The following is a 22171-nucleotide window of genomic DNA, read 5'->3' on the forward strand; positions in this document are numbered from 1 at the left end:
GCGACCTGCCGCGATCCGGTTTCCGGGGAAAGGGACGGATGGACGCCAGTATAAGCGTCGCCCCGACGGCGCGCGAGCGGGTTGGCGGCGGCGCCGCAGCCGCCGCCGGACCGGTCGCCGGCAGGGGAATAGGCGTGCTCCCTCGGGGAAACCCGAGGGGGCACGCAACGTGTCAACTTGCCGCGAACGCGGTGCGTTATGGAACCAGTGCGTCAGGTTTTGTCGCGGCGGAACGGCGAAAGCCGGCCTCGTGGCCTGGGGCTCCGATGCGATGCCTCGCATCTTTACTTACCGGTACGTTTGACTTTTTCTCCGCTAAAGGAAGAACAATGAAGAAGACGCTCGCTTCGATCATGACCGCAGCATTCGCACTCGCATCGGTTTCGGCATTCGCACAGGAGACGGCATCGGCGCCGGCAGGCGCGATGGCACCGGCTTCCGCACCGATGAAGAAGGATCACAGCAAGCCGAAGCACACGCTGAAGCACCACGGTTCGGCCAAGGGCAAGGCGAAGGCCGCAGCCGCATCGGCAGCCGGCACGAACGACGCAGGCGCAGCCAACTAAGCGCTTCGACCGGGGCCGGCACCGCCGGCCACTCGTCGCGAGACCCCGCATGTTCACGCATGCGGGGTCTTGTTTTTTCAGGCGCCGGGTTCGCCGGGCAGCGGCGCCGCCGGCGGCGTGCGCATCGCGTCGACCACCGTGCGCATGCGCCGCCAGTGCGAGCCTTCCCAGAACACGCGCCGGCATACGTCGCACGCGGCGAAGCGCCGGTGCCGCTGCCGGACGCCGGCCGGCACGCGCGGCGCTGCAGCCGCCGCGTCGAGCGGATGCAGCGGCGCATTGCAGCGCAGGCACAGCCGGAACGGTCGCATGTGCGGCGCGAGATCGAGCCGCGCGAACAGTTCGCGCAGCTGGTCGGCTGGCTGCAGCGCGTGCAGGTAGCAGCCGCGCTCGACCGCGCGCCGCTTGAGCAGCTCGCGGTCGCGGGTTAGCACGATCCGGCCCTCCCGCGCGGCGAGCGCCGCGAGCTCGTCGTCGCGGTAGTGGTTGTCGTAGCGGGTGTCGAAACCCGCGAGGCGCAGCAGTTGCGCGAGGCCGCCGAGATGCGCGTCGGCGACGAAGCGCCATTGCGCCGGCGGCGGCACGGCGGCCCCGTTTGCCGCTGGCTGCGCGCGTTCCGGAAAGGCTTCGACCCGGTCGCCTTCGTCGAGCGGCCGGTCGAGCGTGGCCGGCGCATCGTTCACGCACAGCCGGCCGATTTCCGTATGCGGGACGCCGAGCGCCTCGATCGCGTGCTTCAGCGTCGCGTCGCGCGCGCATGCGTGCCCGAACGCGCGGTCGCGCTGCGCGCGCGGGAGAAAGGCGTTCAGTTCGTCGTGGAAGCGGAAGGTCGCGGTCGGCATGCGCGCAGTATGGCACTGCGCATGGCCGGCTGCGTGCCCTGCAGCCGCGGCACATCTGTGTTTAACTCCCCGCTTCACGGAGCGAAGGAGCGGGAAATGGATCTCGGATTTATCGGGCTGGGTGAAATGGGGCAGGCAATCGCGACGAACCTGCTGAAGGCCGGGCACACGGTGCGGGTCTGGAACCGGTCGCGCGAGCGCGCCGAGCCGCTCGTTGCCGTCGGCGCGCAGATCGTCGACACGCCGGCCGACGCGTTTCGCGGCGACGCGGTGTTCTCGATGCTGGCCGACGACGCCGCGGCGCGCGCGATCTTCGACGATGCGCTGCTCGCACAGGCGCCGCGCGGCCTGATTCACGTGAACATGGCGACGGTGTCGGTCGCGCTGGCCGAATCGCTCGCGCACGCGCATGCGTCGCGCGGCATCCATTACGTCGCCGCGCCGGTGATGGGGCGGCCCGACGTCGCGGCCGCCGCGCGCCTGACGATCATGGCGGGCGGCCCGGCCGAGGCGATCGACCGCGTGCAGCCGCTGTTCGACGCGATCGGCCAGAAGACCTGGCGGTTCGGGTCGCTGCCGCAGCACGCGAACGTCGCGAAGATCGCCGCGAACTTCACGCTCGCGTCGGCGATCGAGACGCTCGGCGAGGCCGCTGCATTGCTCGGCGCGCATGGCGTCGCGATGCGCGATTTCCTCGACGTCATTACCGGCAGCGTGTTTCCGGGCCCCGTCTACGAAGGCTACGGCGGCATGATCGCCGAGCGGCGCTACGAGCCCGCGCGCTTCAAGGCACGCCTCGGGTTGAAGGACGTTCGCCTCGCGCTGGAAGCCGGTGACGCCGTATCGGTGCCGCTGCCGGTGGCGAGCGTCGTGCGCGACAACCTGCTCGATGCGCTTGCACACGGCGGCGGCGAGCAGGATTTCGCGGTGCTCGGCGAAGTCGCGCTGCGCCGCGCGGGCCGCTGATCCGTCGCGCGACAGAAGGCCGGCGCACCGGCATAATCGATGTTTCGTTTTCCCTTACATCGAGGCAGAGGCGCGCATGAACTTGCATACATGGTGGCTTTTCGTGGCGACGGTGTTCGTCGTGTCGGCGATTCCGGGCCCGAACATGCTGCTGGTGATGACGCACGGCGCGCGGCACGGGCTGCGGCGTTCGACGTGGACGATGGCCGGTTGTCTCACCGCGCTGGTGCTGATGCTGTCGGTGTCGGCGGCGGGCCTCGGCGCGGTGCTCGAAGCGTGGCCGGCGATGTTCAATACGCTGCGCTTTGCGGGCGCGGCCTACCTGATCTACCTCGGCGTGAAGGCGTGGCGCGCCCGCGTCGACGGCGAGCAGCCCGCCGCCGACGTCGAAACCGTGTCGCGCCAGGCCGCGCCGGCATCGCGCGGGACGCTGTTCCGCAACGGATTCCTGGTCGCGGGCAGCAACCCGAAGGCGATCCTGTTCGCGGCCGCGCTGCTGCCGCAGTTCATCAACGCGGCCGAGCCGACGCTGCCGCAGTTCGGCATGCTCGTCGTCACGTTCGCGGTGATCGAGGTGAGCTGGTATCTCGTCTACGCGTCGTTCGGCACGCGCATCGGCGCGACGTTGAAGAGCCAGAGCGTGGCGAAGATCTTCAACCGGCTGACGGGCGGGCTGTTCGTCGGCTTCGGCGCGATGATGGCGCTGGTCCGTCACTGATTTCGCACTGGCACCGGTGCACCGAACGCCCCGTCCCTCGCCAGAGGGCGGGGCGTTCGGCCTTTCGGGCCTGCGTCACGCTTGGCCTACGCACGCGGGCGCGTCAACGCCGTTGCGCCGGCCCGGCGTCCGTCCGTGAGCCCGAAGACGGCGGCCGCGCCGGCGAACGCGAACCCCACGCCGCATACCGCGCTCCATCCACCCCAGTCCCACGCGGTGCCTGCGAGCACCGCGCCGAGCGCGCCGCCGATGAAGAACAGCCCGACGAACAGCCCGTTCAGGCGGCCACGCGCGGCCGGGTTGAGCAGGTTGATCTCGCGGCGGCCGATTGTCTGGTCGACGATGACGCCCGCGTCGAGCAGCGCCGCGCCGCCGGCCAGCAGCGCGAGCGCGAGGCTGCGATGGGCGTGCGCGTCGAAGCCGAACCAGCCGGCGCCCGCGATCCCGAGCACGACGAGCGCTACGAGCATCGTGCCGTGCGCGATCCGCTGCGCGGCCGGGCCATGGCCGCGGTCGCCGGCGCGGCCCGCGAGCGGCGTGACGATCGCACCGCTCGCACCGGCGAACGCGAACAGCGCAATGCCGTGCAGGTCGAGGCCGAACGGCGGTTGCGCGAGCCGCAGCCCGACCGCGGTCCAGAATGCGCTGAACGCGGCCATCGCGAGCGCGGCCGACAGCGCATGCCGGCGCAGCACCGGCTCGTCGGCGAGCAGGCGCCCCATCGATGCGAGCAGCGCGCGGTAGCCGGCCGTGATCGACGGCGTGCGCGACGGCAGTCGCAGCGCGAGCACGACGGCGATTGCGGCGTTCGCGAGCGCGGCCAGCACGTAGAACCCGCGCCAGCCGGCCGAGCCCGCGATCAGGCTCGCGAGCGGCCGCGACAGCAGGATGCCAAGCATCAGCCCGCTCATCACGTTGCCGACCGCGCGGCCGCGCTGCGCCTCGGGTGCCATCGACGCGGCCATCGGCACGAGCATCTGGATCACGCTCGACGCAGCGCCGGCCACGAACGTCGCCAGCAGGAACACGGTGCCGGACCGCGTGAACGCCGGCAGCGCGAGCGCGGCCGCGCACGCGGCCAGCGTCGTGACGATCAATCGACGATTCTCGAGCAGGTCGACGAGCGGTACGAGCAGCACGAGCCCGGCCGCGTAGCCGAGCTGCGGCAGCATCGCAACGAGGCCGGCCAGGGCGGGCGGCAGGCGCAGGTCGGCGCTGATCGGGCCCGTCAGCGGTTGTGCGGCGAACAGGTCCATCACGATCACGCCGACCGTCGCGGCGAAGAACAGCGTCATGCCCGCGCTCAATGCGGGCGGCGTGCTGACCGGCGTGCGAATGGCGGCGGGGCAAGGGGTGGCAGGGCAGTTCATCGGAAGCCTGGCGAGTGGGTCGAAGAAGTACCCATCGTAGGTGCCCGATGTTTATGCGACAATTGAAATATCAATAACATGATTATGCGAGTTTGTTTTGAATACGCGTGATCTCCAGGCATTCGTCGCGGTGGTCGACAGCGGGTCGATGGTCGCCGCGGCCGCGAAACTCCACCTGACGCAGCCGGGCCTGACGCGGCGCGTGCAGAACCTCGAAACGCTGCTCGGCATGCCGCTGCTTGAACGGCAAAGCAAGCCGCTGAAGCCGACCGCCGCCGGGCGCGACGTCTACGCGCTCGCGCGCAACGTGCTGTGCGCGGTCGACGCGCTGATGGCGGCGGGCGCGCCGGACAGCGAGCCGTCGGGCGAACTGCGCATCGGCGTGCCGCCGTTCCTGTCCGAGCTGGCGCTCGAGCAGCCGATCGACCGGCTGCGTGACGCATTTCCGCGCCTCACGCTGCGCGTGACGGCCGGCTGGTCGCCCGCGTTGATGCAGGGCGTCGAGCGTGGCGCGCTCGACGTCGCGGCCGTGATGGTGCCGGCCAGTGCGGCGCTGCCCGACGCGTTCGTCGCGACGCTGCTCGGCACGCAGCCGACGGTGCTCGTCGCCGCGCGCGACTTTCCGCTGCCGGACGGTCCGCTGTCGATCGACACGCTGTCGGGTTTTCCGTGGGTGCTGAGCCAGGACGGCTGCGGGATGCGTTCGGCGCTGAGCCGCATGCTCGGTGCGGCCGGGCTACCGTTCGACGTCGCGGTCGAGGCATTCGGTTCGGAGTTGCAGCTGTCGCTCGTCGCGCGCGGCGCGGGCATCGGTATCGCCGCGCCGAACGCGCTGGCGCGCAGCGCGCATCGCGATGCGCTGAGAGTGGTGGAAACGGTGGGGCTCGAGACGCGGATCAACGTGTGGATCGTGCACGGCGCACTGCCGGGCCGGCTGGCGCGGCCGGTCGCGCTGCTGCGCGATGCGCTGGGCGAAGTGCTCGATCGGGAAAACAGGGTGGGGTCAGATGCAATGAAGCCAGTCTAGAGGCGAACTTCGAGGGAAAATCCTTATTTTCTCTACGGAAATGTTGCATTGCGGAAACCGATTCGCTATAGTTGCACCTGTCTCCTCCATGTCTCCTCTGATATGGATTCAGCCCGCCTCTTAGGCGGGCTTTTTTTTGCCTGCGATTTTGTCGCGGCCCTCCATTCGTCGTCCGTCGCCGCGCTCAGAACTTGTACGTCATCCCGACGTAGCTGATGATCGGGTCGGCCTTCAGGTCCGATTTCGACTCCGAGAGCACCGTGCCGTCGGCTGCCTTGATCGTCACCGTCGACGTCGTCTTCAGCGGGATGTACGTTACCGACGCGACCAGCCCGAAATGCTCCGTCATGTTGTACTGCAGCCCCGCGTTGAACACCGGCTGCCACGACGACGACGCCTTCGCCTCCACCGATGTCGTACCCGGCTTGCCCGCGCCCGCGGCGAGAACCGCGCCGAGGTTGTCCTGCGTCTGCTTGATGAAGTTCGTGTTGAGCTGCAGGTCGCTGAACCAGTTGTACGACACGCCGAGGCCGAGGAACGGCCGGAACTTCGCGGTCGCCTGCCCGAAGTAGTACTGCAGCAGCACGGCCGGGCTCCATTGCCGCACGCTCTTCACGATCGGGTTGACCGACGCCAGCCCGATGTTCTGCGTGCCGAGCGCGCCGGCAGGGCCGGGCGGCTTGATCGTGCCCTGGCCCGACACCTTGAACACCGGCGGCACGCCGGCCACCGATGTCACCGCGATATGGTCGGTCAGGAAGTGGCTGACCGTCAGGCCGACGGTGTCGGCGCCGCTGGTGTGCAGCCCGGTGCCCGGCGACGTGAACGACGGCGGCAGCCGCAGCGGCGTGTTGATCGGCGTCGGCGCGACGTTGGTCGCCATCGGCGTGCTGCTCTGCTGCGGCATCACGTGGAACCAGCCCAGCGTGACGACGTTGCTGCCGGCGCTCTGCGCGTGCGCCGCGAGCGGCGCCAGCACGGCGGCGCCGGCCGCGGCACGGAGAAGGGTTTTCTTCATCACGGCTTCCCCCTCCGCTTACTGGACGAATGCGCCGATCGTGAAATACGGCGTCGATCCGGCGTTGTCGAGGAACCCGAACACGCCACCCGTGAAGATGAACTTGCCGGTCGGCGTCGAGCTGCTGGCACCCGTGTGGATCGTCGTGACCGTGCCCGGCACCTTCTGCGTGTAGTCGAGATCGAGCGCGGTCGCGAGTGAGGCCTGCGACGCGTTGAACGGATCGAGCAGCGTCGCCTGGTTGTTCGTCAGCGCGGTGGTGCGGTAGTCGAACTGGCTGTCGACGCCGATGTACTCGCCGTTCTGCGAGCCGACCGCGATCGTCGTCTGCGGTGCGAGGATCGAGATGCTCGATTCGTCGTCGGCGGTGAGACCCGGCACGCCGTTGCTGTCGGGCGTCGGGTTCGGGTTCGCGACGCCGGTGCGGACGAGGATCGGCACGAGCTGGTTGCGCAGCTTGCCGACGATCATGAAGCCCTTGCCCTGCGGCGTCGCCGACAGCGTCGGCTTCAGCTGGCTCGCGTAGTTGTTCGACTGGAACGCGCCGCTGCCGTCCGCCGACTGCACGAAGTTCGTGCCTTGCTGCGTGCACGCGCCGCCGGCGAACTGGCCGGTCGTGTCGCACTTGGTCCAGCTGCCGTCGGCGTTGATCGTCACCTTCGCGTCGATCGACGCCGGCGCGAAGTTCTGCGACGGCACTTCACCGAAGCCCACGTGACTGTATGTGCCCGCAACCTTCGTGATGTCGGTCTCGATCGACGAGAAGCCGATGAACGGGTAGTACGGGAATTTCGTGTCGGGCACCGCGGCCTGGCCGAGCACGCCGTTGAACTGGATTTCCTTGCCGGGAATCGTGCCGCCCGCGACGCCCATGCCGACGAAGATGCGCGCCGGGCGCGACGGATCGAGGCTCGCGCCGTTCAGGCGGAATGCGCACTGGTTCAGCTTGTTGGTCGGCAGCAGCGTTTCCTGCGTGAGCGTGCCGCTGTCGACGGTGCCCGCGCGGGTCGGCACGACGGTGCCGGTCGTCTGCGGCACCGCCGATTCGACGTACGTGACCTGCCAGGTCATCTTGGTCGTGTCGAGCTGGACCTTCGCGAGTTCGCCGCTGCCCGCGCCACCCGTAAACACGGTGGTGTAGTCGAGCGAGGCCGGACAGAGCCGGTCTTCGACGAGCGGGGGCGGATTGTCGTCGCCGCCGCCGCAAGCAGAAAGAAGGGGGGCGGCAAGGGCCGCCGCCAGAATGAGGTTGCGCTTCATGTTGCTCCTCCAGATTTGTCTTGTGTGGCGGCCAGCTCCCTGTCGGCCGCTTCTGTTGGTTGTGCTCGTCCTGCTTGCGCCGTGCCGAGCGCTTTCGTGCCTTCCCTGCATCACGCGGCGGCGGGCCGGCCGCCGCCGCGTCCTCGTCACTTGCTGATCTGCGCACCCACGCCGAAGTACGGGGCCGACGACGTGGTCGAATTCGCCGACGTCGGCGTCACGCCGCCGTTCACCGTGCCCTGGATCAGCGCCGCGTACAGCCCGCCCGTTGCGATCACCACGCCCGAGGCGGCGCTACCGCTCTTCGGAATCGTCGTCGCGTTGAGCAGGCCCGGCGTCGTCTGGCCGTAGTCGAGCGTGAAACCGTCTTCCTCGTCCTGCGTACTCGGGTTGATGAACGATGCGTTGCTGCCGCGGATCAGCGCAGCGGTGTACTTGAAGTTCGAGTCCGCGCCCGCGTAGCCGCCGTCGATCGCACCCGACGTGATCGCCGTTGCCGCGCCGAGCACCGCGATGCCCGATTCGTCGTCGACTTGCGCATCGGTATGCAGCGGCGGCGTGCCGAGGTTCACGTTGCCCGTGCGCACGATCACCGGCACCGTCGCGCCGTTGAGCTGGCCGATCACCATGTGCGCGGTGGCCGACTTGCCGGTCGCGCCGACGATCGGCAACTGCGTTTGCGGCAGCGTCTGCGGCGCCTTCGTGCTGTCGAAGTAGCCGCCGTTCGCGGTGTTCACGGTCCACGGGTTGCCGGTCGTCTGGCAGCCGCCCGAACTCGTCGACGTGCAGGCGCCGTTCGCGTCGAACGTCTCGCTCGAGTTCGTGCCCTTCGTCGCGTAGTTGCCCGACGGCACGAGGTGGTAGATCAGCGCGTTGTACGTGCCCGGCAGCTTCGAGAGGTCCGTCGTCGTGTTCGCGAAGCCGAGGAACGGATAGAAGTCGAAGTGACGGTTCGGTACCTGGCCGACGTTTTGCACGAGACCCGGGATGATCGTCAGCCCGTCGTACTGGATCGTCGCGCCCGGAATGCCGCCGCCCGCGACACCCATGCCGACCAGCAGCATCGGCGGGTTTGCCTGGTTGAAGTCGGCGGCCGTCGAATAGGTCGTGCCGTTCGGCGCCTTGCCCGTGCCCGGCGTGAGGATGAATGCGCAGCGCGTCTGCTCCGCGGTCGGCAGCGTGCCGGTCGGCGGGTGCATGACCGCACCGGTGATCGTCGTGCCTGCGCGGCTCGGCGTGACCGTGCCGGTCGCGAGCGGAATCGGCGATTCGAGCCACTTGAGCGTGTAGGTCATCGCCACGGCGTCGATGTTGACGCTGACGATCTCGCCGCTACCGGCGCCGCCGAGGTACGTGTTCTTCACGATGTCGGCGTTGGCCGGGCACAGCGAACCGTTGACGGGCTGTGACGGCGGCGGCCCTTGCGTGCCGCAGCTCGATCCGGAACATTGGGGCGCATTGATCGGCGCGGGTGCGCCGCCGTCCCCCCCACCACATGCAACCAGGAAAGGGGCAATGGCAAAGGCCGTTGCCACCCCCTTCGATAAGGTGTGCGACATGCCGCTGTCTCCAATCGTTTAATTGTGCGAGCTAATGTCGCCGCCTTGATTTTTGCTGTCAATTGATGAACCCGTCTAAAAAAGGCGATTGAAACGGGTATCGTGTTTTGAATCCTTGTCTGACGCGGCATTCAGTAAGAATTAAAACGTGAGACAGGCTGCCGGAAGCGGCCGGAGTGGGGGATGTACGACGCCGGACAGGCCGGCGAAGAGCCTTCCTGCGTATAACGGCAGCGTTTAAAGCGGCGGGTATCCGGTTTATCCCTATTCGGGATTGACTGGATAAGGAAGGGGTGGGATTAATTCACTGGTAATCACGCAATGGAAAGCTTGTAAATATTTGTAAATGCGCGATCCGGGATTTTTTATATATTGCCTGATACGAGTAAATAAAAAGCCGGCCAGTGGCCGGCTTTGCATTGCATGCGATGTTGAATCAGCGTTTGAGACCCGCGTCCTCGGCCGCGCCGATGCTCAGGTTCATGCACTGGATCGCGGCGCCCGATGCGCCCTTGCCGAGGTTGTCGAGGCGCGCGACCGTGACGAAGCGCTCTTCGTTGCCGAACACGAACAGGTCGACCCGGTTCGTGTCGTTGTTCGCCTGCACGTCGAAGAAGCCGCCGTCCAGGTTCGCGTCCGCATCGAACGGCGCGACGCGCACGAATGCTTCGTCCGCGTAGTACTCGGCGAACACGCGCTGCACGTCCTGCGGCGTCGTGCGCTTCGCGAGCTGCTCGGGCGTGAAGTAGGTCGTCACCGCGAGCCCCTTCAGGAACGGGCCGACGATCGGCGTGAAGATCGGCGGGTTCGCGAGGCCCGTGTGCGCGGCCATTTCCGGCAGGTGCTTGTGCGTGAGGCCGAGCGCGTACGGACGCGGGCTCGCGAGCTTGCCGCCCGGCGCCGCGTTTTCATAGTCGGCGATCATCGACTTGCCGCCGCCGCTGTAGCCGGTGATCGAGTAGCTGTGCGCGGCGAACGTCGGCGCGACGATGCCTGCATCGACGAGCGGACGCATCGCGAGCACGAAGGCCGATGCGTGGCAGCCCGGCACCGCGATGCGCTTCGACGTGCGAATCTTCTCGCGCTGCGCGCGGGTCAGCTCCGGCAGACCGTACGCCCAGTCGGCGCTGGTGCGGAACGCGGTACTCGCGTCGATCAGCGTCGTGTTCGGGTTCTCGACGAGCGACGCCGATTCGCGCGATGCGACGTCCGGCAGGCACAGGAACGTGACGTCCGACGCGTTGATCAGGCGGCGGCGCTCTTCGACGTCCTTGCGCTTCGCTTCATCGATGCGCAGGATCTCGATGTCGCTGCGTGCCGACAGGTATTCGAAGATCTTGAGGCCGGTCGTGCCTTCCTGGCCGTCGACAAAAACTTTGGTGCTCATTTCGCTCTCACTGAATGAAACGGGGGCCCGCGCCCTGAATCCGCCATTTTAAGACGTCATCCGGCGCGCCTGCACCGCGCGGGACGAAAAAAAGACGGCCGGCGGACCGTCTTGTGTCCCTTTGGCGCCCGGCGGCGCGGGCGCCGGGGCGTGCTCAGCCGCGGCCGGCGACCCAGCGGGCGGTCGCTTCGGCAACGCGCCGGCCGAATGCCTTGCCGGTCTCGAGGTCGCCCGGCAGCGGGCCCTCGTCGGGCGTCGAATCCGCCGGCGACTGCGCGAGCAGGCCCGTCGAGCCGCCCAGGTAGTTGATGTCGTTGCGTGTGGCCGCCTTCGAGTTGGCCGGCATCAGGCTCGTGCCGACCCACACCATCCCATGCTGCATCGACAGCGTGACGAAATATTGAATCGTCGAGAACTTGTCGCCGTTCATCGTCGCGGAGTTCGTGAAGCCCGCGGCGATCTTGTCCTTCCATTTCTGCGTGAACCACGCTTTCGACGTCGCATCGGCAAATTGCTTGAACTGCGCCGACGGGCCGCCCATGTAGGTCGGCGCACCGAAGACGATCGCGTCGGCCGCGTCGAGCGCGGCCCAGCCCGCGTCGTCGACGTCGCCGACGGCGAGCAGGCGCACGGTCGCGCCGGCTTCCTGCGCGCCCGCGTGCACGGCCTCGGCCAGTTTCTGCGTGTGACCGTAGCCGCTGTGATAGACGATGACGATGTTCGACATGAAGCGCTCTCCAGAAAGGAACGGGAACGGCGGCCGCAGGCGCGCCGCGTCACGCGTCGCCGGCGGGCGGCGCGACGGATGCGCGGCGTGGCGCCGCGACCGGTGACGACCAGTCTAGCAAGCCGAAATGACGGGAAACCGCGCGCTCGCGGAGTCCGTCATGCCGCGGCGGCTGGCAGTCGCGGTGCGGCGGCGTGCAATGCCCGGCGCCCGATGCGCATTACTGCCCGTAGTTGACCGTGAGTTGCGCGGTGCCGATCGCCAGCGTGCCGATCTCGTGCTCGAACATCGGCGCGGGGCGGCCCTGCGCGACGCGCAGGTCGCCGCCTTTCAGCGCATAGACGGTGATCACGTAGCGGTGCGGCTTGCCGGGCGGCGGGCACGGGCCGCCGTAGCCGTCGATCCCGAAGTCGTTGCGCGCCTCGCTCGCGCCGATGCGCCGCAGGAACCCGGACGCGCTCGCGTCGGCGGGCAGGCTCGTGACCGTCGCCGGAATGCCCGCCACGGCCCAGTGCCACCAGCCGTGCCCCGGTGCATCGGGATCGAAGACCGTGACTGCGTAACCGTGCGTGCCGGGCGGCGGGTTGTGCCAGGTGAGTTGCGGCGAGCGGTTGCCGCCCTTGCAGTCGCCGCGGTCGAACACGTTCGCGGCGGGGACGCGCCCGCCTGGGCTCAGGTCGTCGCTCGTCACGGTGAACGGACCTTCCGCATGCGCGGGCAGGGCAGCGAGGGCGACGGCGTAAAGGAGGGCGGCGAGGAATGGCGACGGGCGACCCGATGGCGCAGGCGGAGTGATCTGGCGATCCACACGCATATGGCGCTTCTCCCGTCACGTGGGCCGGACCGATGCGTCCGGCATTGTTGGCGTAGTGCGTTGCCTGCGCAGCTGATGGCAGCGATGGATCAAGTCTAGCATTAGGGTTCGATGAGCGATGCACGCCGCCACCCGCGGTCGCGATCGTTTCCTGCGCGGATCGACGGGCGAAAAAAAACCGCCCGCGATGAAGCGGGCGGCTGGTTCAGCCAGGACGCCGGCCAGCGGGCCGACGCGGCGTCAGTCCTTCGGGGACGTCGCGCCGCCGTGCGCAGCCGACCACTCGGCCGGTGCGTGCAGGAATTTCTCGACTTCGTCGAGCGTCTTCGTCTCGAAGTAGCCCGATGCCTTCGCGACGCGCAGCACGTCCCACCACGTGGCGAGCGCGTGCAGGTCGACGTCGATGTCCTTCAGGACCGACACGCTTTCCTTGAAGATGTTGTAGTGGAACAGCACGAAGCAGTGGTTCACCGTCGCGCCTGCGGTGCGCAGCGCGTTGACGAAGTTGATCTTGCTGCGGCTGTCGGTCGTCAGGTCTTCCACCAGCAGCACGCGCGAGCCTTCTTCCAGATGGCCTTCGATCTGCGCGTTGCGGCCGAAACCCTTCGGCTTTTTGCGCACGTACTGCATCGGCACCATCATCCGGTCCGCGATCCATGCCGCGAACGGGATGCCGGCCGTCTCGCCGCCCGCCACCGCATCGATCTGCTCGAAGCCGATGTCGCGCGTGATCGTCGTTTCAGCCATCTCCATCAGCGCGCGGCGCACGCGCGGATACGAAATCAGCTTGCGGCAGTCGATGTAGACGGGGCTTGCCCAGCCGGACGTGAAGATGAACGGTTTTTCTGCATTGAAGTGCACTGCCTGTACTTCGAGCAGGATTTTGGCGGTCGTATCCGAGATCGACTGACGATCGTAGCCTGTCATGGGCATTCCTTGGGTGATGAGCGAAGAGCGGGCGCGGGCCCGGTGGCGCAGCAAGGGGAACCTGCCCAGGGGGCCGGGGCGCGATCGGACGGCCAATCGCATCGCTGCGCGCGTAGCCGGCTATTTTACCCGATTCAGGCCGGTTTTCGGCGGAATTCGCGCAGGTTCGCCACGCGGCTCACCACCGGCGAAACAAACGGGGCCTGACCGCCCGCGTGCTGATGCGGAGGATGCGGCGCTGCACCAACATGCGCCATGCGCGGGGTGTACACTAGGCGACCCTTAGAAATCGTTCAGTACTTTGTACTTTCCTCTTGCCACCCGCCAAGGTTCGATGGCGTGCCGACCCGGCGCGTCGCGTGCCGTCTCGCAGTCGATCACCCCCTCGATTCAAGCAGACGCGGCCGAAGGTGCTGTGTACTGAACCGTCAATATTTCGCATGTCTCTCGCAGGTCAATCATGGACGAACAACTGAAGCAGGCCGCACTGGCTTATCACCTGAACCCGAAACCCGGCAAGATTTCGGTCACCCCGACCAAGCCGCTGTCGAACCAGCTCGATCTGTCGCTCGCGTATTCGCCGGGCGTCGCCGCTGCGTGCGAAGCGATCCACGCCGATCCGCTCGACGCGCAGAAGTACACGTCGCGCGGCAACCTCGTCGGCGTCATCACGAACGGTACCGCCGTGCTCGGCCTCGGCAACATCGGCCCGCTCGCCGCGAAGCCGGTGATGGAAGGCAAGGGCTGCCTCTTCAAGAAATTCGCGGGCATCGACGTGTTCGACATCGAACTGTCGGAGTCCGACCCCGACAAGCTCGTCGAGGCGATCGCGATGCTCGAGCCGACGCTCGGCGGCATCAACCTCGAGGACATCAAGGCGCCGGAATGCTTCTATATCGAGCAGAAGCTGCGCGAGCGCATGAAGATCCCCGTCTTCCACGATGACCAGCACGGCACCGCGATCATCGCGTCGGCCGCGATCCTGAACGGCCTGAAGGTCGTCGGCAAGAAGCTGTCCGAAGTGAAGCTCGTGTGCTCGGGTGCGGGCGCCGCGGCGATCGCGTGCCTGGACCTGCTGGTGAACCTCGGCCTGACGAAGTCGAACATCCTCGTCGCCGATTCGAAGGGCGTGATCTACGAAGGGCGCGGCAACCTCGATCCGTCGAAGCAGCGCTATGCGGCGACCACCGACGCACGCACGCTCGCCGACGCGATCGTCGATGCCGACGTGTTCCTCGGCTGCTCGAGCGCGGGCGTGCTGAAGCAGGACATGGTCAAGACGATGGGCGACCGCCCGCTGATCCTGGCGCTCGCGAACCCGGAACCGGAAATCCGCCCGGAAGACGCGAAGGCCGTGCGCCCGGACGCGATCGTCGCGACCGGCCGTTCGGACTACCCGAACCAGGTCAACAACGTGCTGTGCTTCCCGTTCATCTTCCGCGGCGCGCTCGACGTCGGCGCGACGACGATCACGGAAGAAATGAAGCTCGCGTGCGTGCGCGCGATCGCCGAGCTGGCCCAGGAAACCGACCAGAGCGAGGAAGTCGCGAAGGCGTATGAAGGCCACTCGCTCGAATTCGGGCCGGACTACCTGATTCCGAAGCCGTTCGACCCGCGCCTGATCATCAAGATCGCGCCGGCCGTCGCACAGGCCGCGATGGATTCGGGCGTCGCGACGCGTCCGATCCAGGACATGGATGCCTACCGCGAGCAGCTCGGCGCGACTGTCTACCGCACCGGCATGGTGATGCGCCCGGTGTTCGCGACTGCGAAGCAGAAGCAGGCCCGCATCGTGTTCGCCGAGGGCGAGGACGAGCGCGTGCTGCGCGCCGCGCAGTTCGTGCTGCAGGAGAAGATCGCGAAGCCGATCATCGTTGGCCGTCCGTCGGTCGTCGACATGCGCCTGCAAAAGATCGGTTCGAAGCTGAAGGCCGGCACCGATTTCGAAATCGTCGATCCGGAAGACGATGCGCGCTACCACCGCTACTGGCAGGCGTATCAGGAGATCGGCGCGCGCGACGGCGTGACGCCGGAAGTCGCGAAGGCCGCGATGCGCAAGTTCAACACGCTGATCGGCGCGATGCTCGTGCACCAGGGCGACGCGGACGGGATGATCTGCGGGATGATCGACACGTTCCACAGCCACCTGAAGTTCATCGAGCAGGTGCTGGGCCGCGCGAAGGGCGCCGAGCACTTCGCGGCGATGAACCTGCTGATGCTGCCGGGCCGCAACCTGTTCGTGTGCGATACGTACGTGAACGAGCTGCCGAGCGCCGAACAGCTCGCCGACATGACGATCCAGGCGGCGGCCGAGATCGAGCGCTTCGGCATTGTGCCGAAGGCTGCGCTGCTGTCGAACTCGAACTTCGGCAGCGCGCCGTCGGCATCGTCGCGCCGGATGGGCGAGGCTCGCAAGCTGATCGTCGAACGTGCGCCGAACCTGGAAGTCGACGGCGAAATGCACGGCGACGCGGCGCTGTCGGAAATGATCCGCAAGCAGGCCTTCCCCGGCACGACGCTGTCGGGTGAAGCGAACCTGCTGATCATGCCGAACGTCGAAGCGGCGAACATCGCGTACAACCTGCTGAAGATGGTCGGCGGCGAAGGCGTGACGGTCGGCCCGTTCCTGCTCGGCGCGGCGAAGCCGGTCCACATCCTGACGCCGGCCGCGACCGTGCGCCGGATCATCAACATGACGGCCGTTGCCGCCGCGAACGTGAACACGAAGTAAGTCCACGCCCGCGTGTGCCGCGCTTCGCGCGCGGCGCAATGGAAAACGCCACGGAACCTGCGTTCCGTGGCGTTTTTTTATCGTGACGCGAACCGGCAGCAGCTTGCCGGCGGGCCTCCGGACCGCGAAGGCCCGCCGTGTGCCGTTACGCGACCTGTTGGTGCGGCTGGCCGCCGGCCGGCGCCCGCCACTGCGCGAGCAGCGTGTTCCATTTCTGGCGTACCGCGCGCAGGTTGTTCTCCTTCACGTGGCCGTAGCCGCGAATGCCGTCCGGCAGCGCCGCAAGGTCGAGGGCGAGCGGGCGGTTGGCCGCGTTCAGCTTGGCGAGCACCTCGCCGATCAGCGCTTCGTACTCGCCGATCAGCGCACGCTCGGTGCGACGCTCCTCGGTGCGGCCGAACGGGTCGAGCCCCGTGCCGCGCAGGAACTTCGCCTTAGCGAGCAGCCGGAATGCCGACATCATCCACGGGCCGTATGCCTTTTTCACGAGATGGCCGTGCGTGTCCGTCTTCGCGAACAGCGGCGGCGCGAGGTGGAATTTCAGCTTCCAGTCGCCTTCGAACTGCGCGGACAGGCGCGCGAGGAACGCCGGATCGGACTGCAGCCGCGCGACCTCGTATTCGTCCTTGTACGCCATCAGCCTGAACAGGTTGCGCGCAACCGCCTCGGTCAGCTGTTCCTGCACCGTGTCGCCGTCTGCCAGCGCGCGCTCGGCCGCGCGCACCTTGTCGACGAATGCCGCATAGCGTGCTGCGTACGCGGCGTTCTGGTACGCGGTGAGGAATTCCACGCGCTTCGCGATCAGCGCGTCGACCGCCTTCTTCGTGTGCAGCGAAATCACCGTGGCGCCTTGCGCGGGGCGCGCGTCGCCGGCCGCGGCCTGCTTCACGCTCGCCAGGTCGTGCGCAGCGCGGCGGCCCCAGTCGAATGCCGCACGGTTCTTCTCGACCGATACCGCATTCAGTTCGATCGCGCGGACGAGCGACGCGAGCGTGAGCGGTAGCCAGCCTTTCTGCCACGCGTAGCCGAGCACGAACGGGTTCGTGTAGATCGCGTCGCCGAGCAGCGCGACCGCGAAGCGGTTCGCGTCGATGAAATCGACGGCTTCGCCGGCAGCCGCACGGATGTCGTTCTCGGCGGACAGGCCGGGGAACGCCCAGTTCGGGTTCTTGATGAACTCGGCGGTCGGCGTCTGCGCGCTGTTGACGACCACGCGCGTCGTGTCGTGCCGCATCCGCGACGTGCACTCGTCGCCGGCCGTGACGATCGCGTCGCAGCCGATCACGAGGTCGGCTTCGCCCATTGCGATCCGCGTGGCGTGGATGTCGGTCGGCGCGTGCGAGATCTGTACATGGCTCATCACGGCGCCGCCCTTCTGCGCGAGGCCGGTCACGTCGAGCACGGTCACGCCCTTGTTTTCCAGGTGCGCGGCCATCCCGAGCAGCGCGCCGATCGTGACGACACCCGTGCCGCCGACGCCCGTGACGAGCACGCCGTACGCGCGGTCGATGTCCGGCAGCGTCGGTTCGGGGATCGGCGGCAGTGCGTTGCCGTCGACCGACACGGCCTTCGGCTTCTTCAACTGGCCGCCCTCGACCGTGACGAAGCTAGGGCAGAAGCCCTTCACGCACGAGAAGTCCTTGTTACAGCTCGACTGGTTGATCTGGCGCTTCGTGCCGAATTCGGTTTCCAGCGGCTCGACCGACAGGCAGTTCGACTGCACCGAGCAGTCGCCGCAGCCTTCGCACACTGCTTCGTTGATCACGACGCGCTTGGCCGGGTCCGGATACGTGCCGCGTTTGCGGCGGCGGCGTTTCTCGGTCGCGCAGGTCTGGTCGTAGATCAGGATCGTCGTGCCTTCGATCTCGCGCAGCTCGCGCTGCACGTCGTCGAGCTGGTCGCGATGGTGAATCGTCACGCCCGGCGCGAGCAGCGCCTTCTGGCTGTCGTACTTCTCCGGCTCGTCGGTGACGATCACGATCTTCTTCGCGCCTTCGGACGCGAGCTGGTGCGTGATCTGCGGCACCGTCAGCACGCCGTCGACCGGCTGGCCGCCCGTCATCGCGACCGCGTCGTTGAAGAGGATCTTGTAGGTGATGTTCGCCTTCGACGAGATCGCCGCGCGCACCGCCAGCAGGCCCGAGTGGAAGTAGGTGCCGTCGCCGAGGTTCGCGAACACGTGCTTCTCGTCCGTGAACGGCGCCTGGCCGATCCACGGCACGCCTTCGCCGCCCATCTGGCTGAAGGTGCTCGTGCTGCGGTCCATCCACACCGTCATGTAGTGGCAGCCGATGCCGGCGATCGCGCGCGAGCCTTCCGGCACGTTGGTCGACGTGTTGTGCGGGCAGCCCGAGCAGAACCACGGCTTGCGCTCGGTCTGCACGTGCGGCTTCGCGAGCGCCATTTCCTTCGCGTTGATCACGGCGAGCCGCGCGGCGATGCGCGCACGCACGTCGGACGGCAGCTCGAACTTCTCGAGGCGCGTCGCGATCGCCTTCGCGATGATCGCGGGCGACAGCTCGTAGTGCGCGGGCAGCAGCCAGTTGCCCATCGGCACCGACCATTCGCCGCCGGCGCCGTCCTTCTCGTCGAACTTGCCGAACACGCGTGGACGTTGCCCGTCGGGCCAGTTGTACAGCTCTTCCTTGATCGCGTATTCGAGGATCTGGCGCTTTTCCTCGACGACGAGGATTTCGTCGAGGCCGCGCGCGAACGCCTGCGCGCCCTGTGCCTCGAGCGGCCATACGCAGCCGACCTTGTAGAGGCGGATGCCGATCCGCGCGCAGGTTGCGTCGTCGAGGCCGAGGTCGGTCAGCGCCTGGCGCACGTCGAGGTAAGCCTTGCCGCCGGTCATGATCCCGAAGCGCGCGTGCGGGGAGTCGATCTCGATGCGGTCGAGCTTGTTCGCGCGCACATAGGCGAGCGCCGCGTACCACTTGTAGTCGAGCAGCCGTGCTTCCTGCACGAGCGGCGGGTCGGGCCAGCGGATGTTCAGCCCGCCTTCCGGCAGGATGAAGTCGGTCGGCAGCACGATCTCGGTGCGATGCGGGTCGATGTCGACCGACGCCGACGATTCGACGACGTCCGTCACGCACTTGAGCGCGACCCACAGGCCGGAGTAGCGGCTCATCGCCCAGCCGTGCAGGCCGAAATCGAGATACTCCTGCACGTTGGACGGGAACAGCACCGGCAGCCCGCAGGCCTTGAAAATGTGTTCGGACTGGTGCGCGAGCGTCGACGATTTCGCCGCGTGGTCGTCGCCGGCGAGCACCAGCACGCCGCCGTGCTGCGACGAGCCGGCCGAGTTCGCGTGCTTGAATACGTCGCCCGTGCGGTCGACGCCCGGGCCCTTGCCGTACCACATGCCGAACACGCCGTCGTGCTTTGCGCCGGGGTACAGGTTCACTTGCTGCGAGCCCCACACGGCGGTGGCGGCGAGATCTTCGTTGAGGCCGGGCTGGAAGACGATCTGGTGGGCTGCCAGGTGCTGCTTGGCTTTCCAGAGCGACAGATCGAGGCCGCCGAGCGGTGAACCGCGATAGCCGGAGATGAAGCCGGCGGTATTGAGGCCGGCGGCGCGATCGCGTTCCTGCTGGAGCATCGGCAGGCGCACGAGGGCCTGGATCCCGCTCATGTACGCGCGACCGCGTTCCAGTGTGTATTTGTCGTCAAGCGTGACGGACTTCAGCGCGGCTTCTAGCGATGCGCGTTGGCCTGCGTCTAGCGGGGCATTCATTAACTGTCTCCTCCACCCAGTTTGGGATCACCAAAACTCGACTGCCTCCGGCATCTTGTGGACGCGTCGGCAGTGGCCGGCATATTGGCCGGTTTCAAGCGATGGTAGCACTGGGGCAAACCCGCCGCCCATCGGACAAAATGCGGCGGCGCACCGCTGAAAAAGGGCATGACCATGCGTTACATCATGTAAATGCATGTAAAGCCGCCCCCATTTGCGGGCAAATGCCGTTAATCTTGTCGGCCTGCCGGAGGTGCCCGGCCGCGTGGGTTCGTTTCGACGCAATCGGGGAGGCGCCGGCAGTTTTACAGGAGGTGCAATGAACACACGTCATATCCAGAGTTTCCTGATCGTGTCCGCCGCGTTTTTCTCGATGACCGGCCCGGTGCACGCGCGAGGCGCGAGCGCACTGGCGGCAGCCGGCGCGCAGATGCAGCAGATCGTGCCGGCCCAGGACGCCGCCGCGCAGCCGTCGGCCGAGCGCGCCGTCGAGTCGAAGGCGAACGCGCGTTGATCCGGTCGCGCGGCCTGCGGGCCGCGCCGGAATGCAAAAAGGGCGGGAATCGGAGGATTCCCGCCTTTTTTTGTGCCGCCGGATCGTGCGGGCTGGCCCGGGTTGCCCCGGGCCGCCGCCCGCCGGCTGCGTCAGGCCTTGTCCTGCACGACGCCGCGGCGGATCTGGTCAAGTTCGATCGATTCGAACAGCGCCTTGAAGTTGCCTTCGCCGAAGCCCTGGTTGCCCTTGCGCTGGATGATCTCGAAGAAGATCGGCCCGATCTGGTTCTCGGTGAAGATCTGCAGCAGCAGGTCGTCGCGCGCGCCGTCGATCAGGATCTTGCGCTTCTTCAGTTCTTCCAGCGATTCGCCGTGATTCGGCACGCGGCGGTCGACCAGTTCGTAATACGTGTCGATCGTGTCGAGCAATTTCACATCCTTGCTGCGCAGGCCATCGACCGCCTGGTAGATGTCGGTGGCACCGAGCGCGATGTGCTGGATGCCTTCGCCGTGGTACGCGTCGAGGTATTCCTGGATCTGGCCGGCCGTATCCGAGCCTTCCTCGTTGATCGGGATGCGGATCTTGCCGCACGGCGACGTCATCGCCTTCGACTTCACGCCCGTCACCTTGCCTTCGATGTCGAAGTAGCGCACTTCGCGGAAGTTGAACAGGCGCTCGTAGAACTCGGCCCATTCCTGCATGCGGCCGCGATGCACGTTGTGCGTCAGGTGGTCGATATAGGTGAGGCCGTGGCCGACCGGGTTCGGGTTCGCGCCGGCGATCGGCTCGAAGTCGACGTCATAGATGCTGATGTCGCCGATTGCGCCCGGTTGAGCACCGTTCTTGCCGCGCCAGCGGTCGACGAAGTAGATCAGCGAATCGCCGATGCCCTTGATCGCCGGGATGTTCAGTTCCATCGGGCCGGTCTTGTTGTCGAAGCCCCATGCGCCGAGGTCGAGCGCGCGCTGGTACGCCTTCGCGGCATCCTGCACGCGAAACGCGATCGCGCAGATCGACGGGCCGTGCAGGCGCGCGAAGCGTTGTGCGAACGAATCCGGTTCGGCGTTGATGATGAAGTTGATGTCGCCCTGGCGGTACACCGTCACGTCCTTGTGGCGGTGGCGCGCGATCGCGGTGAAACCCATCCGTTCGAACAGTTGTCCGAGCGCTTTCGGGTCCGGTGCCGTGTATTCGATGAATTCGAAGCCGTCGGTGCCGACGGGGTTGTCCCAGTTCGGGATCTGCATGGCGTGTCTCCAGTGGGGGCGATCGGCCGGGGCGACGTGCGCAGGTCCGGCCTGGTTCGATGTCGAACGTGGCGCACGCGGCGGCGTGCGCGACGAATCGGTACGTGCGACAGAGTGTAGCGGGCAGCCGCGAGCGTAAACTTGCGAACTTAATTGCCTCAACCTACGATGGCGCAATTTCCCGTCTCAAAATACTCATTGGAGGGCAGAAGATGGCGCAAGCCGAATTGGATGCCATCGACCGGCGGATTCTCGCGATTCTTCAGGAGAACGGGCGCCTGTCGAACCAGGAGATCGCCGAGCGCGTGAACCTGTCGCCGAGCCCGTGCCTGCGGCGCATTCGGCGGCTCGAGGAGACCGGCGTGATCACCGGCTATGTCGCGCTGCTGAATCCGCAGAAACTCGGGCTCGACCTGCTCGCGTACGTAAGCGTGCGGCTCGAGAAGCGCGGCGGCCTGGCGCCGGCGCGGGCCGACGAGACGTCGGCGCGTGCGGGTGCGACCCATGCGGAGCTGTTTCGCGCGGCCGTGCAGACCTGGCCGGAAGTGGTCGCGTGCCACGCGATGACGGGGGATATGGATTACCTGCTGCGCGTGCAGGTCGAGGACATGGCGCATTTTTCCCGCTTCGTGCAGGAGCACTTGCTGCATCACCCGTCGGTGATCGACGTGAAGACGAGCTTTTCGCTCGAATGCTTCAAGGAGACGACGGCGTTGCCGATTCGTTCGGTGCGCTAGTGCGCGGCGGGGAAGGGAGGGGCCAGGCGCGCCGCTGGCGCGG

General features: G+C 67.2%; 18 protein-coding genes. 7 read left to right on the top strand and 11 right to left on the bottom strand.

Annotation, left to right across the window (positions count from 1 at the left end; all coding sequences use genetic code 11):
* Window positions 1–329 precede the first annotated feature (329 nt).
* Window positions 330–566, top strand: coding sequence for a hypothetical protein (locus LGN17_RS26420; protein ID WP_226199469.1), 237 nt, complete (start codon window positions 330–332; stop codon window positions 564–566).
* Window positions 567–643: 77 nt separating this feature from the next.
* Here the strand turns inward: LGN17_RS26420 and LGN17_RS26425 are convergent, their stop codons facing one another.
* Window positions 644–1408: a Mut7-C ubiquitin/RNAse domain-containing protein gene (locus tag LGN17_RS26425; protein ID WP_226199472.1), complete on the bottom strand. Its 765-nt coding sequence runs from the start codon at window positions 1406–1408 to the stop codon at window positions 644–646.
* Window positions 1409–1429: 21 nt separating this feature from the next.
* Here LGN17_RS26425 and LGN17_RS26430 point away from each other — a divergent pair, with 21 nt between their 5' ends.
* Together LGN17_RS26430 and LGN17_RS26435 are read left to right on the top strand one after the other, a co-directional pair.
* A complete protein-coding gene (locus LGN17_RS26430; protein WP_226199538.1) occupies window positions 1430–2374 on the top strand; it encodes an NAD(P)-dependent oxidoreductase in 945 nt (314 codons plus the stop codon).
* A 76-nt stretch (window positions 2375–2450) separates the two neighbouring features.
* Entirely contained in the window at window positions 2451–3092 is a 642-nt protein-coding gene (locus LGN17_RS26435) for a LysE family translocator (RefSeq protein ID WP_175958306.1), read from the top strand.
* 86 nt (window positions 3093–3178) lie between these two features.
* On the opposite strand, the gene LGN17_RS26440 is transcribed toward LGN17_RS26435, so the two are convergent.
* On the bottom strand, window positions 3179–4462 hold the full coding sequence (locus LGN17_RS26440) for an MFS transporter (RefSeq protein ID WP_226199475.1): 1284 nt from the start codon (window positions 4460–4462) through the stop codon (window positions 3179–3181).
* A 97-nt stretch (window positions 4463–4559) separates the two neighbouring features.
* Between LGN17_RS26440 and LGN17_RS26445 the strand changes: the two genes are divergently transcribed.
* Window positions 4560–5489, top strand: a complete 930-nt coding sequence (locus tag LGN17_RS26445; RefSeq protein WP_226199477.1) for a LysR family transcriptional regulator — start codon at window positions 4560–4562, stop codon at window positions 5487–5489.
* 184 nt (window positions 5490–5673) lie between these two features.
* Here LGN17_RS26445 and LGN17_RS26450 read toward each other — a convergent pair whose 3' ends face one another.
* The 7 genes from LGN17_RS26450 to LGN17_RS26480 all read right to left on the bottom strand — a co-directional run bounded on the left by LGN17_RS26450 (window position 5674) and on the right by LGN17_RS26480 (window position 13181).
* On the bottom strand, window positions 5674–6507 hold the full coding sequence (locus LGN17_RS26450) for an OmpW/AlkL family protein (protein WP_226199481.1): 834 nt from the start codon (window positions 6505–6507) through the stop codon (window positions 5674–5676).
* A gap of 18 nt (window positions 6508–6525) precedes the next feature.
* Entirely contained in the window at window positions 6526–7767 is a 1242-nt protein-coding gene (locus tag LGN17_RS26455; RefSeq protein WP_226199484.1) for a DUF2957 domain-containing protein, read from the bottom strand.
* A 146-nt stretch (window positions 7768–7913) separates the two neighbouring features.
* The gene (locus LGN17_RS26460) at window positions 7914–9326 is read right to left on the bottom strand and encodes a DUF2957 domain-containing protein (protein WP_226199487.1); all 1413 of its coding nucleotides are present in this window, start codon (window positions 9324–9326) and stop codon (window positions 7914–7916) included.
* A gap of 436 nt (window positions 9327–9762) precedes the next feature.
* Window positions 9763–10713, bottom strand: coding sequence for an N-acetyl-gamma-glutamyl-phosphate reductase (argC, locus tag LGN17_RS26465; RefSeq protein ID WP_174918426.1), 951 nt, complete (start codon window positions 10711–10713; stop codon window positions 9763–9765).
* Between the two features lie 154 nt (window positions 10714–10867).
* Window positions 10868–11440: a flavodoxin family protein gene (locus tag LGN17_RS26470; RefSeq protein ID WP_069246909.1), complete on the bottom strand. Its 573-nt coding sequence runs from the start codon at window positions 11438–11440 to the stop codon at window positions 10868–10870.
* Window positions 11441–11660: 220 nt separating this feature from the next.
* Window positions 11661–12254, bottom strand: coding sequence for a YbhB/YbcL family Raf kinase inhibitor-like protein (locus tag LGN17_RS26475; RefSeq protein WP_226199489.1), 594 nt, complete (start codon window positions 12252–12254; stop codon window positions 11661–11663).
* A 240-nt stretch (window positions 12255–12494) separates the two neighbouring features.
* Entirely contained in the window at window positions 12495–13181 is a 687-nt protein-coding gene (locus LGN17_RS26480; RefSeq protein WP_011350651.1) for an orotate phosphoribosyltransferase, read from the bottom strand.
* Between the two features lie 460 nt (window positions 13182–13641).
* On the opposite strand from LGN17_RS26480, the gene LGN17_RS26485 reads away from it, so the two are divergent.
* On the top strand, window positions 13642–15912 hold the full coding sequence (locus tag LGN17_RS26485; protein ID WP_226199492.1) for an NADP-dependent malic enzyme: 2271 nt from the start codon (window positions 13642–13644) through the stop codon (window positions 15910–15912).
* A gap of 145 nt (window positions 15913–16057) precedes the next feature.
* Here LGN17_RS26485 and LGN17_RS26490 read toward each other — a convergent pair whose 3' ends face one another.
* On the bottom strand, window positions 16058–19648 hold the full coding sequence (locus tag LGN17_RS26490) for an indolepyruvate ferredoxin oxidoreductase family protein (RefSeq protein ID WP_226199496.1): 3591 nt from the start codon (window positions 19646–19648) through the stop codon (window positions 16058–16060).
* Window positions 19649–19967: 319 nt separating this feature from the next.
* On the opposite strand from LGN17_RS26490, the gene LGN17_RS26495 reads away from it, so the two are divergent.
* Window positions 19968–20162, top strand: a complete 195-nt coding sequence (locus LGN17_RS26495) for a hypothetical protein (RefSeq protein ID WP_174954851.1) — start codon at window positions 19968–19970, stop codon at window positions 20160–20162.
* A 131-nt stretch (window positions 20163–20293) separates the two neighbouring features.
* On the opposite strand, the gene hppD is transcribed toward LGN17_RS26495, so the two are convergent.
* On the bottom strand, window positions 20294–21391 hold the full coding sequence (hppD, locus tag LGN17_RS26500; protein ID WP_226199498.1) for a 4-hydroxyphenylpyruvate dioxygenase: 1098 nt from the start codon (window positions 21389–21391) through the stop codon (window positions 20294–20296).
* A gap of 212 nt (window positions 21392–21603) precedes the next feature.
* Here hppD and LGN17_RS26505 point away from each other — a divergent pair, with 212 nt between their 5' ends.
* A complete protein-coding gene (locus LGN17_RS26505; protein WP_226199500.1) occupies window positions 21604–22128 on the top strand; it encodes an Lrp/AsnC family transcriptional regulator in 525 nt (174 codons plus the stop codon).
* The last annotated feature ends 43 nt before the right edge of the window (window positions 22129–22171 follow it).

Origin of the sequence: Burkholderia sp. AU30280 (assembly GCF_020420125.1) — a bacterium.
GTDB lineage: Bacteria > Pseudomonadota > Gammaproteobacteria > Burkholderiales > Burkholderiaceae > Burkholderia.